This is a genomic window from Pseudoroseomonas cervicalis ATCC 49957 (assembly GCF_000164635.1).
GTDB classification, from domain to species: Bacteria; Pseudomonadota; Alphaproteobacteria; order Acetobacterales; family Acetobacteraceae; genus Pseudoroseomonas; species Pseudoroseomonas cervicalis.
In genome coordinates, this window is record NZ_GG770780.1 from 153,215 (window position 1) to 169,184 (window position 15,970).

Genomic DNA, 15,970 nt, shown 5'->3' on the forward strand with positions numbered 1-15,970 from the left:
CCGGTGAATGCCGGCGCCCCCGGTGCCCGCCCCGCCGCCCCCGCCCCGGCGCAGGACCGCCGCACCATGGTGGTGGGCAAGGGCATCAGCCTGCAGGGCACGGTGACCGATGCCGAGCGCCTGGTGGTCGAGGGCACGGTCGAGAGCCAGATGATGCACGCGGCCGAGCTGAACATCAGCCATAGCGGCGTGTTCAAGGGCGAGGTCGAGGTGGACGATGCCGAGATCGCCGGCACCTTCGACGGCACGCTGACCGCGCGCAACACCCTGGTCATCCGCGCCACCGGCAAGGTGCTGGGCGTCGCCCGCTGCCGCCGGCTTCAGGTGGAGGAGGGCGGCCAGCTCTCCGGCCGCATGGAGATGCTGAGCGACAATGGCGCGCCGCGCCCCTCCTACGCCGCCGCCGCCGCCGCCGCCCCGGTCGGCGCCGACGAGGCCTGACGCGTCCGGCGCGGAGAGCCCCGGCCCTCCGCGCCGCCGCCCGCCCATGCGTATCCTTCCCCTCGGATGGCTGCTGCTGCTCGGCGCCTGCGCCGCGCCGCCGCAGGAGATCGACCGCCAGGCCGTGCTGCAGGAGGTGCTGGACAGCTACCGCGCCAACCTGGCCGGCATGCAGCCCACCAGCGCCCCGGTGATGCCGCGCCTGTCCGGCGCGCCCCAGAGCGCATCCCAGTTGCTCGGCCAGTCGCCCAACACCGTGCAGCGCTGGCTGGGCGAGCCGCGCCTGCGCCGCAGCGAAGGCAATGCCCAGATCTGGCTCTACCAGGGCCCCTATTGCCACCTCGACGTGGTGATGGACCGCGAGGACGTGCCGGACAGCCCGCTCCGCGTCAGCTACGCCGCCGCCCGCGCGGCGGGGACGGAGCGGCGGACGGAGGCGGCATGCCTGGAAGAGCTGGCGCGGGGGAATAATTCTTAAGGTAAGGGTTCTTTTTTGAAAAAAAGAACCAAAAAACTTTTGTCAGTTTGGCGTCCCGCCTCAGGCCATCAGCGGGACGCCAACGAATAAAGTCTTTTTGCTTCTTTTTCTTCAGAAAAAGAAGATTCTATCTAACATCTTATCTCTTCGAGAGATCGACCACGCCCGCGAAGCCGGTCTCCGTCCCGAAGGCCAGCTGCGTGCCCGAGGCGTTCCAGGCCAGGGCCGAGACGGCGCCGCGGCCCGGCGCCGCGATCGGCACGATCTTGCCGCTGCCGATCTCGGCCATCAGCACGAGGCCATCCTGGAAGCCGGCCGCCACCACCTCATGCTGCGGGTGGCAGGCGACCTGGGTGCAGAGCACGCCATCGCCCCCGGCCAGCTCCAGCGGCGGCTTGCCCATCGGCCCGCCGGCGAAGAAGGGCCACAGCACCACGCAATCGGCGCCCGCCGTCGCCAGCCAGCGCCCCTTGCCGCCACTGAACGAGAAGCTCTTGATCTTGGTGGGGTAGCCGGACATGCGCATGTCCTGCTGGTCGGTCAGGCGCCAGCCATGCAGGGCGTTCTCCTGCATCGCCGTCACCACATGCGTGCCGTCCGGGCTGAAGGCGACGCCCTGGTGGCTGCCCTTCCAGGGCAGCACGCGCGGCTTGTCGTCCTTGCTGTTGACGAACCACAGGCTGGCGCCGTTGTAGTGCCCGGCGGCGATGCGCTTGCCCTTGGCGTCGAAGGCGACACCACCGACGCTGGAGGGGTGCGTCAGCGCCTTCAGCTTCGCCCCCGCCTTGTCGAACAGATGCACCACCTTGCCCACCGAGGCGGCGCGCAGGCCGGACGGATGGGTGGCCAGGTGCTCCACCCATTTCATCATGCCGAAATCGGCGATCTCGCGGAGCTCGCCGGTGGCGGAGACGTGGTTCAGCTTGCCGTCATCGCCGCCGGAGAGGAAGCCGCCCGCCACATCGGCCACCATGTCCAGGCAGGCACCGTCATGCGCGGCGACGCTGGCCCATTCGGCGCCCGGCTCGGCGCGGGAGAGGCGCAGCGTGCCGTCGCCGAGGGCGAAGGCCGGGCCGGGCGCGTCGGCGGCGAAGGCCACCGACACCACCCAGGCGCCCAGCTCCTGCGAGGCACCCCGGGTCTGCAACAGGAAATCGGCGTCGGAGACGGTGCCGCTCATCGTCTCGCTCATTCGGCCACGCAGCCCTCGAAGCCGCGGCGCAGCTGCGGGCGGTTCAGGTTGCGGCCGATGAAGACGATCTTCGACTTGCGCGGATCGCCCTCCTTCCAGGGGCCGATGAAATCGCCATCGGCGATCATGTGCACGGCCTGGAAGGCGAAGCGGTTCTCCTCCCCCTGATAGGCCAGGATGCCCTTGGTGCGCAGCAGGTCCTGCCCCTTGCTCTGGAGGAGGTTGCCGATCCAGGCGTTGAACTTCTCCGCGTCGATGGGCTTGGACACCTCGAAGGACATGCTCATCACGTCCTCATTGTGCTCATGCTCGTCGGAGGTCAGGAAATCCGGCTCGCGCTCCAGGATGCGCTCCAGGCTGAAGGCGTCGCGGCCGATCACGCTCTCCACCGGCACGGCCGACTTGGTGGCGCGCTGCAGCTCGGCATAGGGGTTGATGGCGCGGATGCGGCGCTCGACCTCGGCGGCCTCGTCCTCGCTCACCAGGTCCATCTTGTTCAGCACGATCAGGTCGGCGAAGGCGATCTGCTCCTCGGCCTCGGAGCTGTCCTCCAGCCGGGCCAGCAGGTTCTTGGCATCGACCACGGTGACGATGGCGTCCAGCCGGGTCGCGCGCTTGACGTCCTCGTCCATGAAGAAGGTCTGGGCGACGGGGGCGGGGTTGGCCAGGCCGGTGGTCTCGACGATGATGCCGTCGAACTTGCCGCGGCGCTTCATCAGCCCGCCCAGGATGCGCACCAGATCGCCGCGCACGGTGCAGCAGATGCAGCCATTGTTCATCTCGAACACTTCCTCGTCGGCATCGATGACGAGGTCGTTGTCCACGCCGAGCTCCCCGAACTCGTTGATCACAACGGCGAATTTCTTGCCGTGGTTCTCGGTGAGGATGCGGTTCAGCAGCGTGGTCTTGCCGGCGCCGAGATAGCCGGTCAGCACGGTGACGGGGATGGTGGCGTTGTCGCTCATCGGGTCTCTCCTGCCGGGGGGCGGCGTTCAGGGTGTTATATGATACGCTTCCCCGGCAAGGTCACGGGGGTCGCCGCGCGGCGCATCGCAAGCCTGTGCTGGACGCGGGACGCGGGCCTGTCCTAGCCTGCCCTCCCGCGTGACTGGCGAGAGAGATGGAGCACCATCGGGGAGCGCGGGGCCATGCCGTTTGCCGCTCGCCTGGGCAATCCACCCTGATCGTCAGGAGAGATTGCCATGTCCGCGACCACAGCCCTGATCGCCATTCTGGGGGCGCTCCTGCTGGGGGCGATCAGCCCCGGCCCGAGCTTCGTCCTGGTCAGCCGCATCGCCGTCACGCAATCCCGCGCGCGCGGGCTGGCGGCGGCGCTGGGCATGGGGGTGGGGGGCGCCCTCTTCGCCACCCTGGCCCTGCTCGGCCTCGTCGCCCTGCTGCTGCGGGTGGAGGCGCTCGCCCTGCTGGTCCGCGTGGCGGGCGGGCTGTATCTCCTCTGGCTCGGCTGGCGCATCTGGCGCGGCGCCGACGCCCCGCTGGCGCAGGAGGGGCCGGTGGCCGCCAATGGGGCGACCGGCGCCATGGCGCGCGGCGGGCTGGGCCGCGCCTTCCTGCTGGCCCTGGTGACGCAGCTGAGCAACCCCAAGACGGCGCTGGTCTATGCCGGCATCTTCGCCGCGCTGCTGCCGGCGGCGATGCCCGCCTGGCTGCCCGTCCTGCTGCCGCCGCTGGTGCTGCTGGTGGAGGCCGGGTGGTACGCGCTGGTGGCCCTGGCGTTTTCCGCCGCCGCGCCGCGGGCGGCCTATCTGCGCGGCAAGGGCTGGCTGGACCGGCTGGCCGGCGCGGTGATGGCGGCGCTCGGCCTGCGCCTGCTGCTCTCCCGCTGAGACGCCGTCGCGGGCGCTCTTGAGAGGGGCTTCGCCCCTCTCAAACTCTCCCGACCAAAGGCCTGAGGCCTTTGGAAACCCATCCGTTGGCGCCAGGGGAGGGCGAGTGCTTTCCCCTGGCCGCCGGAAGGCCTCAGGCCGCCTTCTTGATCGCGTCCGACAGCGTGCCGAAGATCCGGTCGATATGGCTCTTCTCGGCGATCAGCGGCGGCGAGAGGGCGATGATGTCGCCGGTGGTGCGGATCAGCACGCCCTTGTCGAAGCAGTCGCGGAACACATCGACCGCGCGGGCCGTCGGCTTGCCGGGGCGCGAGGAGAGCTCGATGCCGGTGACCAGGCCGATGGAGCGGATGTCGATGACATTCGGCAGGCCGCGCAGCGAGTGCGCCGCCTCCTCGAAATACGGCTCCATGGCGGCGGCGCGGCCGGGCAGGTCTTCCGACTTGTGCAGCGCCAGGGTGGCGATGGCGGCGGCGGCGGCCAGCGGGTGGCCGGAATAGGTGTAGCCGTGGAACAGCTCGATCCCGTCCGGCGCGCCATTCACCACCGTGTCGTAGATGGCGTTGTTCACGGCGACCGCGCCCATCGGCACGGCGGCGTTGGTCAGCCCCTTGGCCATGGTCATGATGTCGGGCGTCACGCCCAGGCGCTCGGCGCCGAAATTGGTGCCGAGGCGGCCGAAGCCGGTGATGACCTCGTCGAAGATCAGCAGGATGCCGTGCTTGTCGCACAGCTCGCGCAGCCGCTGCAGATAGCCCACCGGCGGCACCAGCACGCCGGTGGAGCCGGCCATCGGCTCGACCATCACGGCGGCGATGGTGTCGCCATGCAGGGCGACCAGGTTCTCCAGCGCGTCGGCCAGGTGCGCGCCATGCTGCGGCAGGCCCTTCGCGAAGGCGTTCTGCTCCGGCAGGTGGGTGTGCGGCAGGTGGTCGACATAGGGCAGCATGGCGCCGAACTGCTTGCGGTTGCCGCCGATGCCGCCCACCGACATGCCGCCGAAGCCCACGCCATGATAGCCGCGCTCACGCCCGACCAGCCGCACGCGCTGGCTCTGGCCGCGCGCCTTCTGGTAGGCCAGCGCGATCTTCAGCGCGGTGTCGGCGCTCTCGCTGCCGGAATTGGTGAAGAAGATGCGGTCGAGCCCGGCCGGCGTCATCTCGGCGACGCGGGAGGCAGCCTCGAAGGCGATCGGGTGGCCGAGCTGGAAGGTCGGCGCGAAATCCATGATCGCCGCCTGCTTCTGGATCGCCTCGGTGATCTCGCGGCGGCCATGGCCGGCATTGCAGCACCACAGGCCGGCGGTGCCGTCGATCACCTCCTGCCCGTCGGCGGTGAAGTAGGACATGCCCTCGGCGCGGGCCAGCAGGCGCGGATGCGACTTGAAGTAGCGGTTGTCGGAATAGGGCATCCAGAACGCATCGAGGTCGTTCGGGCGCGAGACATGGATCTGGTTCATGGCCAACCTGCACTGCCGGGGCGGATGGGCTGGAAGGCTAGGCCGGTTGGCGGAGGATGGCGAGGGGCTTCGCCCGGGCTGCGCGGCGGATTCCGCTGCTGCAGGCAGGGTGGGTAGCAGGATCTGCCAGAAGAGTTCTTTTTTGTAAAAAAGAACCAAAAAACTTTTTTCAGTTTGGCGTCCCGCCTATGGCCAGCAGCGGGACGCCAACTGAAAGAAAGCTTCTTTTTCTTCAGAAAAAGAAGGCTTTCACTTCTTCAGGCACCCTTCGGCCAGCAGGCGGAACGCCTCCGCCCGGTGGCTGATGCGGTGCTTCACCGCCGGGTCCATCTCCGCGAAGGTCTCGGCATGGCCCTTGGGCTGGAACATCGGGTCGTAGCCGAAGCCGGCGGCGCCGCGTGGCGGCCAGACCCATTCGCCCATCGCCTTGCCCTCGAAGCCTTCCGTGTGCCCGTCCGGCCAGGCCAGCACCAGGGCGCAGGTGAACCAGGCGGTGCGGTCGGGGTGCGGCCGCGCCAAAGCCTCGGCCTTCGCCATCGCCTTGGCATAGTCGCGCCCGCCGCCCGGCTGCTCCGCCCAGTCGGCGGTGTAGACCCCCGGATCGCCGTTCAGCGAGGCGATCGAGAAGCCGCTATCGTCGGCCATCGCCACCATGTTGGCGGCGCGCGCCGCGGCCAGCGCCTTGATCGTGGCGTTGCCCAGGAAGGTGGTCTCGGTCTCCGCCGGCTCGGGCAGGCCGAGCTCCTTGGCGCTCACCACCGCGATGCCATACTCGGCCAGCAGGGCGGCATTCTCCCGCACCTTGCCGGCATTGTGGCTGGCCAGGACGATGCGGCGCTCTTCCAGCCGGCGCGGCATCAGGCGGCCCCGATGGCGCGGCGCTGCGCGGCGAACAGCTCGGCCGTGCCCTTGCGGGCCAGCGCCATCAGCCCGAGCAGCTGCGCGTCGGAGAAGGGCTCGCCCTCGGCCGTGCCCTGCACCTCGACGATGCCGCCCTTGCCGGTCAGCACGAAATTGGCGTCCGCCTGGGCCGCGCTGTCCTCGACATATTCGAGGTCCAGGATCGGCTCGCCCTCCCACAGCCCGCAGGAGATCGCGGCCACCTGGTCGCGCAGCGGGTTGGCGGAGATCAGGTTCTTCGTCACGCAATGCTCCAGCGCCTGGTGCAGCGCGACCCAGGCGCCGGTGATGGCGGCGCAGCGCGTGCCGCCATCAGCGGTGATGACATCGCAATCCAGCACGATCGACACCTCGCCCATCGCCTTGCGATCCACCACGGCGCGCAAGCTGCGCCCGATCAGGCGCTGGATCTCCTGGGTGCGGCCGGACTGCTTGCCGCGCGCCGCCTCGCGGTCGCCGCGGGTGTGGGTGGCGCGCGGCAGCATGCCGTACTCCGCCGTCACCCAGCCCTCGCCCTTGCCGCGCAGGAAGGGCGGCACCCGCCCCTCGACACTGGCGGTGCACAGCACCTCCGTCACGCCCATGCGGATGAGGCAGGACCCCTCGGCATGGCGGGCCACGCCCGGTTGCAGGGACACACTGCGCAGCGCGTCAGCCGCGCGGCCGGAAGGACGCATGAAACCACTCTCCGCCAGATTCCGCCCGCAGATGCCCCCCCCACCCCTCCCTGTCAATTTTTCTGTCAGACTGCCGTCGTCGGGTGGGGAGGTGGGACGCTGCACTTAGCCGGGGCGCTGGCGGTGCGGTTGGCGCGGCCCGCCTCGGAAGGAGACGGCGGCAGCCTGACAGAAAAAGATGATGGGGGTTTGGGGGAAGAATTCATTCTTCCCCCAAGCTTCACCCTGGCTTCGATCCCCTCAAACCCCCACCAGATCCAGCATCTCCGCGAACAGCGCCTCGCGCTGCGCGGCGTAGGACCCATCGCGGCTGCGGGTCTGTTCCAGCAGGGCCTCGGGGGCCAGGCCCTTGGCGGCCAGGCGTTCGGCGGGGGTGAAGCCGAGCCAGGCGCCGACGCAGCCGGCATCGGCCTCGGGGTGGAGCTGGACGCCGAGGGCGCGGCGGTGGCGGAAGGCCTGGATGGTGTCTTCCGAGCGCGCCAGCACCTCCGTCCCCTCCGGCACCGTCACATGATCGCCGTGCCAGCGCACCCAGGGGCCGCGCCAGAGGGCGGAGGGGGCGTGCTGGGTTTCCATCCAGCCCTCGTGGAAGACGCCCAGGGCGGAGACGCTGCCGCCGATGGCGCTGGCGATCATCTGGGCGCCGAAGCAGATGCCGATCACCGGCCGGTCGGCCGCGATCCAGCGGGCGAGCAGGCGCTTCTGGGCGGCGATCCAGTCATCCGGGTCGTAGGCCGCCTTGGGCGAGCCGAGCGTGACCAGCAGATCGGCCTCGGGCAGCGGGCCCTCGGCCTGGTCCGGCGTCAGGGCCGGGCCGGGCTCGATGCGCAGGCTGGCGCCGCGCGTGGCGCGCAGCCAGGCGCCGAAATGCCCGATGGGGGCGAGGGGGGAGTTCTCGAGGACCAGGACCTGCATGAGCGGCATCCAGCGGGGCGGCCGCCCCGCCCGGGAGGCAGCCATGGGTTTTCGCCTGTTTCCCACCGCGCGCGGCGCGGCGAAAGTGCCCGGGTCATGATCCTGCGTCCCCGCCCCGGCCCGTTCGGCCTGCTCTTCGTCCTGCGTGGTTCCATCATTCCCCGGATCGCCGGGCGGCTGGCGGTGGTGACGCTGCTGGCCACGCTGCTGACGCTGGCCGATCTGCGCTGGCCGCACTGGTTCCCGCAGGTGACGGCCGGGCCGTTCACCTTCATGGGGCTGGCGCTGTCCATCTTCCTCGGCTTCCGCACCAACACCTGCTACGCGCGCTGGTGGGAGGCGCGCGGGCTGTGGGGCCGGCTGGTGATCGCGACGCGCGACCTGGCGCGGGAGGCGGTGGCGCTGTTCCCCGAGGATGCGGCGCTGCGCCGGCGGCTGCTGCACCGGCTGATCGGCTTCACCCGCGGCCTGGCGGCGCAGCTGCGCGGGGAGGATGCGGTGGCGGCGCTGCGGCCCTTCCTGCCGCCTGAGGAGGCGGCGGCGCTGCCCGGCCTGCGCAACCCGCTGCAGGCGGTGTTGCGGGCCTGCGCCACCGAGCTGGCGGCGGCGCGGCGGGCGGGGGTGATCGGCGATGTGCTCTATGCCCGGCTGGACGGGCATCTGACGGCGCTGACCGAGGCGCAGACGGGCTGCGAGCGCATCCAGAACACGCCGACCCCCTTCGCCTACTGGCTGCTGCTGAACCGCACCGCCTGGCTGTTCTGCCTGCTGCTGCCCTTCGGCTTCGTCGGCACGCTGGGGCTGGCGACGCCGGCCGTGGTGGCGATCCTGGCCTATACCTTCTTCGGCCTGGACGAGCTGGCGGACGAACTGGAAGAACCCTTCGGCCGCGCCGCCAACGACCTGCCGCTGGATGCGATGGCGCGGCTGGTGGAGATCGATCTGCGCGAGGCGCTGGGCGAGGAGGACCTGCCCGCGCCGCTGCAGCCGCAGCGCTATGTGCTGCTGTGAGGCTCAGCCGGGATCGGGGTGGCGATAGACCAGGTCGCGCGGGTCCTGGCGCGGCGCCGCGTCATCCCGCCAGGCGCCGAGGCGCTCGGCCACCCGCATCGAGGCGTGGTTGCGCGGGTCGACATAGCTGACCAGCCGGCGCAGACCACGCGCCTGCCAGGCCCAGAGGCGCAGGGCGGCGGCGGCTTCGGTGGCGTAGCCCTGGCCCTCATGCCCGTCATGCAGCATCCAGCCCAGCTCCTTCTCGGGGAAGAGCGGGCCGTGGTTGATGCCGACCTGGCCGAGGCAGGCGCCGTCGGATTGGCGCTCGATCATCAGCGCGCCATGGCCGAACAGCGCCCAGCAGGCGATGTCGTGGCAGAACATGCCCCAGGCGGCGCGCCCTTCATGCGGCCCGCCCATATAGGCGGCGCGGGGCGAGGCCATCAGCGCGGCATAGGCGGTGAAGTCTTTTTCCAGTGGCGCGCGCAGGATGAGGCGGTCGGTGGTGAGGCGGGGGATCTCGGCCATGGAGGCTGCCTAGCCCTGGCGCCGGCCCCCGCCAATGGGCGTGGGCGTCACCGTTCCATGACAAACATGATGGTGCGCACCACGGCGCTGACCACCAGCAGGATGAGCACGATGCGGGAGAGGGTGCTGATCGGCGGCATGGGCCGAAGATGGGCCCTGGGCCGGGCAGCGCAAAGCCCCGCTGGCGCGGCGGCGCGGCTTCGCCTATCCGCTTGCCATGGACGCCACCGATGCCCGCCTCGCCGCGCAGTACGAGGCCTATCCCTATCCCGAGCGCGACCCGCGCGATGAGGCGAAGCGCCTGATCATCGGCAGCCCGAGCCATCTGCGGGAGGTGGATCACTGGATCTTCGGCGCCCGCCGCCCGGCCAGCCGGCCCTTCCGCGCGCTGATGGCCGGTGGCGGCAGCGGTGACGGCACCATGATGCTGGCGCAGCAACTGGCCTGGGCCGGGCGGCCGGGGGAGGTGGTGTGGCTCGACCGCTCCGCCGCCGCGCGCTCGGTGGCGGAGGCGCGGGCGAAGCAGCGGGGCCTCTCCAACATCCGCTTCGTCAATGGCTCGCTGCTTGACCTGCCGTCCCTCGGCCTGGGCGCGTTCGACTACATCGATTGCTGCGGCGTGCTGCACCACCTGCCGGACCCGGCGGCGGGGTTGGCGGCGCTGGCGGGGTCGCTGGCGCCGGGGGGTGGCATCGGGCTGATGGTCTATGCGCCGCATGGCCGCACCGGCGTCTACATGCTGCAGGATGCGCTGCGCCTGCTGGCCCCCGACAGCGAGGCGCCGGCCGCACGGGTCGAGGCCGCGAAGCGGCTGTGGAAGCACCTGCCGGAGACCGCCTGGCTGCGCCGCAACCCCTGGATCACCGACCATCTGGAGGGCGGGGATGCCGGGCTGTACGACCTGCTGCTCAACCCGCGCGATGTTTCTTTCAGCGTGCCGCAGCTGGCGGCGCTGATCGCGGGGGCGGGGCTGCGGCTGCGCTGCTTCGTCGAGCCGTTCCGCTACGACCCCGACCGCTACCTGCCGGACCCGAAGCTGCGCGCCCGCACGGCAGGGCTGGACCCGATCGCCCGCGCCGCTTTGGCCGAGGCGATGTGCGGCAATATGGGCATCCACATCGCCTATGTGACGCGGGAGGAAGCGCCGGCGCCGGCCTGGGACGACCCGGCCGCGATCCCGGTGCTGCGGGAACTGGACGGTGCGGCCTTGGCCAAAGGGCTGCCGCGGGACGGGGTGCTGCGCGTCACCTTCGACGGCATCGGCATGGGCGTGCCGCTGCCGCGGCTGGCGAGCGCCATCCTGTCGCGCATCGACGGGGTGCGCAGCATCGGCGAGATCGGCGAGGCGCTGGCGGCGAACGGCATCGCGCGGGAGGCGTTCCAGCGTGACTTCGCGGCGCTGCGCGAGGCGCTGGAGCCGCTGAACCGGCTGCTGCTGGCCGCGCCGCCGGGATGAGCGGGCGGGCCGCGATCATCATCTTCGGTGCCGCGGTGCGGGCCGATGGCGGGCCGAGCCTGACGCTGCGCCGCCGGGTGATGGCCGCCGCCGCCTTCGGTGCCACGCTGTCGCCGCCGCCGCTCTATGTGCCGACGGGCGGGCAGGGCCGGCATGGCCCGCCCGAGGCCGAGGTGATGGCGCGGCTGCTGCAGGATCTGGGCGTCCCGGCCGGGGATATCCGGCAGGAGCGCAGCGGCACCGACACGCTCTCCTCCGCCCGCGCCTGTGCCGCATTGCTGCGCGACCATGCCGGGCCGGTCCATGCCGCCAGCAGCGGCTACCATCTGCCGCGCTGCGTGATGCTGCTGCGGCTGCATGGCCTGCCGGCGCGCGCCGCGCCGCCGCCCGAGGCCGCGCACAGCCTGGTCGAACGCTGGCGCTGGCGCCTGCGCGAGGGGTTGGCGCTGCCTTACGATGCGGTGGCCGGTCTCTGGTCGCGTTTCCGAAACTGATGGCGGGGTCCGGGGGGACCCTGTCCCCCCGGCGGGGGTTCCAGGGGGCGGAGCCCCCTGGTGATGCTTCGATTTTGGTTTTAGAACCGTCCCCGCATCGAGAGTCGGCCGGCGCATTCCGCGCCCCGACGCCAACCTGCCCCGACCGTGGCAAGGTGGCACCCCGGCGACGGGGGATGTGGCCGCACCGGCAATCCAACGGCGCCCACCTCGATGGCCTGTGTTGAGGAAAGGGGCGCCCGATGGACCAGCAATTCGCCAGCGACAATTATGCCGGGATCTGCCCCGAGGCGATGCTCGCCTTGCAGCAGGCCAATGCGGGCCATGCGCCCTCCTATGGCGAGGATCCCTGGACGCAGCGCGCCGCGGACGCGTTCCGCACCCTGTTCGGCCGTGCATGCGAGGTGTTCTTCGTCTTCAACGGCACGGCGGCGAATTCGCTGGCGCTGGCGGCGCTGTGCCAGAGCTATCACAGCGTGATCTGCGCCGAGGCCGCGCATGTCGAGACAGATGAATGCGGCGCGCCGGAATTCTTCTCCAACGGCTCGAAGCTGCTGGTGGCGCCAGGCAGCGGCGGCAAGCTGACGCCCGAGGCGATCCGCCGCCTGGCGCTGGCGCGGGGCGACATCCACTATCCGAAGCCGCGCGCCGTCACCATCACCCAGCCGACCGAGACGGGGGAGGTCTATGCGCCGGAGGAGATCCGCGCCATCGCCGCCGAGTGCCGCGCGCTGGGGCTGAAGCTGCACATGGATGGCGCGCGCTTCGCCAATGCCTGCGCCAGCCTGGGCTGCAGCCCGGCCGAGATCACCTGGCAGGCGGGGGTCGATGTGCTGTGCTTCGGCGGCACCAAGAACGGCATGGCGGTGGGGGAGGCGGTGATCTTCTTCGACGCCGCGCTGGCCGAGGATTTCGATTATCGCTGCAAGCAGGCGGGGCAGCTGGCCTCGAAGATGCGCTTCCTGGCGGCGCCCTGGGTCGGGCTGCTGGAGAGCGGCGCCTGGCTGCGCAACGCGGCGCATGGCAATCGCTGCGCGCTGGACTTCGCCGCGGCGGTCGAAACCCTGCCGGGGGTGGAAATCATGTTCCCGGTGCAGTCCAACGCCGTCTTCCTGAAGGCGCCGCCACCGGTGCTCGACGCGCTGAAGGAAAAAGGCTGGCGCTTCTACACCTTCATCGGCGGCGGCGCGCGTTTCATGTTCGCCTGGGATGCGCGGGAGGACGCCATGCGCCGCCTGCTGCAAGACCTGGAACAGGAGGGGCGCCGCCCCTCCTGACCACCCCGGCAGGGGGACAGGGTCCCCCTGCACCCCGCCATCAGGGGGTAGAACCAGGCCACAAGCCTTACTAGTCTGGTCATCAGACAAGAACGGGAGCACGCCGTGAGCCACATCGCCAACGAGACGCCCTGGGAACCCAGCCAGCGCTACCCGGAGCCGCGCTTCCGCGCCTTCGACCCCTCCTTCCTGCGCTTCCGCGTGATGAACAGCGCCGTGCAGAAGCTGGCGGGCGGCTGCGCCTGGGCGGAAGGGCCGGTCTGGTTCGGCGACCAGCGCGCGCTCTACTGGTCCGACATCCCGAATGACCGCATCCTGCGCTGGGACGAAGCCACCGAGCAGGTCGCGGTGTTCCGCAAATCCTCCAACAACGCCAATGGCAACACCCGCGACCGCCAGGGAAGGCTCGTCACCTGCGAGCATCTGACCCGCCGCATCACCCGCACCGAATATGACGGCTCCATCACCGTGCTGGCCGACCGCTATGACGGCAAGCGGCTGAACTCGCCCAACGACGTGGTGGTGAAGTCCGACGGCTCGATCTGGTTCACCGACCCGACCTTCGGCATCGCCGGCTATGTCGAGGGCGAGAAGGCCGACCCCGAGCTGCCGCACGCCGTCTACCGCGTCGACGGGCAGAGCGGCGCCGTCACCATGGTGACCGACGCGCTGGCCGGCCCGAACGGCCTGGCCTTCAGCGCCGATGAGAAGATCCTCTACATCGTCGAGAGCCGCGCCGAGCCGCGCCGCATCGTCGGCTTCGACGTGGCCGAGGATGGCCGCATCAGCAACCAGCGCACCGTCGTGCAGGGCGAGCCGGGTGACACGCCGGACGGCTTCCGCGTCGACACCGAGGGCAATCTCTGGTGCGGCTGGGGCATGGGCGATGCGGAGCGCGACGGGGTGCGGGTGTTCAGCGCCGAGGGCAAGCCGCTCGGCCATATCGACCTGCCGGAGCGCTGCGCCAATCTCTGCTTCGGCGGCCGGCATCGCAACCGGCTGTTCATGGCCTCGTCGCGCTCGATCTACGCCGTCTATGTCAACGCGCAGGGGCTGGCGGGCGGCTGAACCGCCCGCCTGGAGGCCTCAGCCGGCGGCGGCGCGCAGCGCCTCGCCGGCGGTCAGGCGGCCATCATAAAGCGCGCGGCCGATGATGGTGCCGGCCACGCTGCCGGCCGCCTTCAGCGCCAGGATGTCCTCCACCCCCGCGACCCCGCCCGAGGCGATGACCGGGGTGGAGAGGCGCCGCGCCAGATCGGCCGTCGCCTCCACATTCACCCCGCCCAGCATGCCGTCGCGGTCGATATCGGTGTGGATGATGGCGGCCGCGCCGGCATCCTCGAAGGACAGGGCGAGATCGAGGGCGGAGACGGTGCTGACCTCGGCCCAGCCCTCGGTCGCCACCATGCCGTCCTTGGCATCGATGCCCACCGCCACCTGGCCGGGGAAGGCGCGGCAGGCGGCGCGGGCGAAATCCGGGTTCTTCACCGCGGCCGAGCCGAGGATGACGCGCTTCACGCCGCGATTCAGCCAGGCCTCGACCGTCGCCATGTCGCGGATGCCGCCGCCGAGCTGCACCGGGCGGCGGGTGCCGGCCAGGATGGCCGTCACCGCCTCCGCATTGGCGGGCTTGCCGGCGAAGGCGCCGTCGAGGTCCACCACATGCAGCCATTCGAAGCCATCGGAATCGAAGGCCGCGGCCTGGGCGCCGGGATCCTCGGCATAGGTCGTGGCCTGGTCCATGTCGCCGCGCTTGAGGCGGACGACCTTGCCGCCCTTGAGGTCGATGGCCGGGTAGAGGGTGAAGCCCATGGACAGAGATCTCGACTAGAAGGAAAGCGACCTTCTTTTTCTGAAGAAAAAGAAGCAAAAAGACTTTTTCCGGGCTGCCGCCGTCTCCCGGCCAGGCGGGACGCCGAACTGACAGAAGTTTTTTGGTTCTTTTTTACAAAAAGAACGCTTTCTTCTCAGGCTCCCGCCCGCATGTCCAGCGTCCGCCCATGCGGCGGCTCCAGCAGCTTGTAGTAGTAATGGCCGGAGACGGTCCTGCCCTTCACCCGCGCATAGGCCGGGTGGGTGCCCCAGCGCGTGTAGCCCAGGCTTTCGAACAGCGCGATGGCGGTGCTCTGCGTCTCCCGCACGTCGAGGTTCAGCACGCGGTGGCCGAGCGCCGCGGCGCGCTCCTCCACCCGGCGCACCAGCAGCCGCGCCAGGCCATGGCCGCGCGCATAGGGGGCGATATAGGCGTGGGTCAGCTGGGCGGAGAAGGCCTGCGCCTCGTTGTTGCGCGGCGGGCGGATCAGCTGGGCGGAACCCACCGGTACCCCGTCCAGCCGCGCCACGAACAGCTCGCAGGCCGGCACCAGCAGCACGCCGCGGAAATGCCGCGTCAGCGCCTCGCGCCCCTGCGGCTCCACCCAGCCGAAGCCGCCGCCCTCGATGATGGCGGCGTCCGTCGCCTCGCACAGATCGGCCAGCTCGGCATCGTCCAGCGTGTCGACGCGCTCGACCAGCAAGGTGTGTTCGGTGGTGGGCATCTCAGGGGCGCCAGGCCAGGAAATTGGCCAGCATGCGCAGGCCGGTGAACTGGCTCTTCTCGACGTGGAACTGGGTGCCGACGCGGTTGTCCCGGCCGACGATCGCGACCACCGGCCGGCCATATTCGGCGGTGGCCAGGATCTCCTCCGGCCGCCCGCCGGAGAGCGCGTAGGAATGCACGAAATAGGCATGGTCGCCGGGGGCGATGCCCTCCAGCAGAGGGTGCGCGCCGGGGCGGAAGTCGAGCGCGTTCCAGCCCATCTGCGGCAGCGGCAGCGGCGCGCCGGCGGCGTCGCGCGGGTCCATCGGCGCGATGTCGCCGGCGATCCAGCCCAGGCCCGGATGCACCCCATGCTCCAGCCCGTGCTCGGCCATCAGCTGCATGCCGACGCAGATGCCGAGGAAGGGCACGGCGCGGCGGTCCACCGCCTCGCACACCGCCTCGACCATGCCGGGCATGGCGTCGAGGCCGCGGCGGCAGGCGGCGAAGGCGCCCTGGCCGGGCATGACGATGCGGTCGGCCCGCGCCACCGCCTCGGCCTCGGTCTCCACCGTGAACTCGGCCTCGAGGCCGGAATCCGAGGCGGCGCGGCGCAGCGCCCGCAGCACGGAGGCGAGGTTGCCCGAACCGGGATCGACGACCGCGACCTTCATGCCGGGACTCCTTGGAGGGTGGGTTGGGCGGGGCGCAGCCCGGCGGCCTCGGCCGCCGCCCAGTCGGGGCGGGTGGCCAGCGCGCGGGACAGCGCCGCCTCATGGTCGGCGGCCAGCACCA

18 protein-coding genes and 1 riboswitch are annotated in these 15,970 nt (G+C 70.8%); of the genes, 8 read left to right on the forward strand and 10 right to left on the reverse strand.

The genetic code is table 11. The features are described 5' to 3' along the window. Together HMPREF0731_RS14125 and HMPREF0731_RS14130 are read left to right on the forward strand one after the other, a co-directional pair. Positions 1-441: bactofilin family protein (locus HMPREF0731_RS14125; protein WP_007004833.1), on the forward strand; the 441-nt coding region annotated here is incomplete at its 5' end. 46 nt (positions 442-487) lie between these two features. Further along, positions 488-919 carry a hypothetical protein gene (locus HMPREF0731_RS14130; RefSeq protein ID WP_007004834.1) on the forward strand — a complete coding sequence of 144 codons (432 nt, stop codon included), beginning with the start codon at positions 488-490 and terminating at the stop codon, positions 917-919. Positions 920-1,058: 139 nt separating this feature from the next. Here the strand turns inward: HMPREF0731_RS14130 and HMPREF0731_RS14135 are convergent, their stop codons facing one another. Both HMPREF0731_RS14135 and HMPREF0731_RS14140 read right to left on the reverse strand, forming a co-directional pair. After that, positions 1,059-2,099 carry a WD40 repeat domain-containing protein gene (locus HMPREF0731_RS14135; RefSeq protein WP_040613366.1) on the reverse strand — a complete coding sequence of 347 codons (1,041 nt, stop codon included), beginning with the start codon at positions 2,097-2,099 and terminating at the stop codon, positions 1,059-1,061. 8 nt (positions 2,100-2,107) lie between these two features. Further along, a complete protein-coding gene (locus HMPREF0731_RS14140) occupies positions 2,108-3,076 on the reverse strand; it encodes a CobW family GTP-binding protein (RefSeq protein ID WP_007004836.1) in 969 nt (322 codons plus the stop codon). Positions 3,077-3,205: 129 nt separating this feature from the next. Next, positions 3,206-3,290: riboswitch (ZMP/ZTP riboswitch) on the forward strand. Positions 3,291-3,313: 23 nt separating this feature from the next. Between HMPREF0731_RS14140 and HMPREF0731_RS14145 the strand changes: the two genes are divergently transcribed. Further along, positions 3,314-3,958 (forward strand): LysE family translocator, encoded by a 645-nt coding sequence (locus HMPREF0731_RS14145; RefSeq protein ID WP_007004837.1) that lies wholly within the window; start codon positions 3,314-3,316, stop codon positions 3,956-3,958. Between the two features lie 133 nt (positions 3,959-4,091). Here HMPREF0731_RS14145 and aptA read toward each other — a convergent pair whose 3' ends face one another. From aptA to HMPREF0731_RS23210, 4 genes are all read right to left on the reverse strand, one after another. After that, positions 4,092-5,417 (reverse strand): omega-aminotransferase AptA, encoded by a 1,326-nt coding sequence (gene aptA, locus HMPREF0731_RS14150; protein ID WP_040613368.1) that lies wholly within the window; start codon positions 5,415-5,417, stop codon positions 4,092-4,094. 249 nt (positions 5,418-5,666) lie between these two features. Further along, positions 5,667-6,275 carry a non-canonical purine NTP pyrophosphatase gene (locus tag HMPREF0731_RS14155; RefSeq protein ID WP_007004839.1) on the reverse strand — a complete coding sequence of 203 codons (609 nt, stop codon included), beginning with the start codon at positions 6,273-6,275 and terminating at the stop codon, positions 5,667-5,669. Continuing rightward, on the reverse strand, positions 6,275-6,994 hold the full coding sequence (gene rph / locus HMPREF0731_RS14160) for a ribonuclease PH (RefSeq protein WP_007004840.1): 720 nt from the start codon (positions 6,992-6,994) through the stop codon (positions 6,275-6,277). Before rph ends, HMPREF0731_RS14155 begins: the two co-directional genes overlap by 1 nt. A gap of 240 nt (positions 6,995-7,234) precedes the next feature. Beyond that, positions 7,235-7,909, reverse strand: a complete 675-nt coding sequence (locus HMPREF0731_RS23210; RefSeq protein WP_157136127.1) for a type 1 glutamine amidotransferase — start codon at positions 7,907-7,909, stop codon at positions 7,235-7,237. A gap of 96 nt (positions 7,910-8,005) precedes the next feature. Between HMPREF0731_RS23210 and HMPREF0731_RS14170 the strand changes: the two genes are divergently transcribed. Further along, positions 8,006-8,920, forward strand: coding sequence for a bestrophin family protein (locus HMPREF0731_RS14170; protein WP_007004842.1), 915 nt, complete (start codon positions 8,006-8,008; stop codon positions 8,918-8,920). 3 nt (positions 8,921-8,923) lie between these two features. Here the strand turns inward: HMPREF0731_RS14170 and HMPREF0731_RS14175 are convergent, their stop codons facing one another. Further along, positions 8,924-9,430 (reverse strand): GNAT family N-acetyltransferase, encoded by a 507-nt coding sequence (locus HMPREF0731_RS14175; RefSeq protein WP_007004843.1) that lies wholly within the window; start codon positions 9,428-9,430, stop codon positions 8,924-8,926. A 217-nt stretch (positions 9,431-9,647) separates the two neighbouring features. On the opposite strand from HMPREF0731_RS14175, the gene HMPREF0731_RS14180 reads away from it, so the two are divergent. From HMPREF0731_RS14180 to HMPREF0731_RS14195, 4 genes are all read left to right on the forward strand, one after another. Beyond that, entirely contained in the window at positions 9,648-10,886 is a 1,239-nt protein-coding gene (locus HMPREF0731_RS14180) for a class I SAM-dependent methyltransferase (RefSeq protein ID WP_007004844.1), read from the forward strand. Continuing rightward, complete coding sequence (locus HMPREF0731_RS14185; protein WP_007004845.1) at positions 10,883-11,380, forward strand: YdcF family protein; 498 nt, start codon at positions 10,883-10,885, stop codon at positions 11,378-11,380. Before HMPREF0731_RS14180 ends, HMPREF0731_RS14185 begins: the two co-directional genes overlap by 4 nt. Before the next feature lie 242 nt (positions 11,381-11,622). Beyond that, positions 11,623-12,657 (forward strand): threonine aldolase family protein, encoded by a 1,035-nt coding sequence (locus HMPREF0731_RS14190; protein ID WP_007004846.1) that lies wholly within the window; start codon positions 11,623-11,625, stop codon positions 12,655-12,657. Between the two features lie 105 nt (positions 12,658-12,762). Further along, positions 12,763-13,725 (forward strand): SMP-30/gluconolactonase/LRE family protein, encoded by a 963-nt coding sequence (locus HMPREF0731_RS14195; protein ID WP_007004847.1) that lies wholly within the window; start codon positions 12,763-12,765, stop codon positions 13,723-13,725. An 18-nt stretch (positions 13,726-13,743) separates the two neighbouring features. Here the strand turns inward: HMPREF0731_RS14195 and hisA are convergent, their stop codons facing one another. The 3 genes from hisA to hisH form a co-directional block, all read right to left on the reverse strand. Continuing rightward, entirely contained in the window at positions 13,744-14,469 is a 726-nt protein-coding gene (gene hisA / locus HMPREF0731_RS14200) for a 1-(5-phosphoribosyl)-5-[(5-phosphoribosylamino)methylideneamino]imidazole-4-carboxamide isomerase (RefSeq protein ID WP_007004848.1), read from the reverse strand. A gap of 155 nt (positions 14,470-14,624) precedes the next feature. Beyond that, entirely contained in the window at positions 14,625-15,194 is a 570-nt protein-coding gene (locus HMPREF0731_RS14205) for a GNAT family N-acetyltransferase (protein ID WP_007004849.1), read from the reverse strand. Position 15,195: 1 nt separating this feature from the next. After that, positions 15,196-15,849, reverse strand: a complete 654-nt coding sequence (gene hisH, locus HMPREF0731_RS14210) for an imidazole glycerol phosphate synthase subunit HisH (RefSeq protein WP_007004850.1) — start codon at positions 15,847-15,849, stop codon at positions 15,196-15,198. Positions 15,850-15,970: the final 121 nt, after the last annotated feature.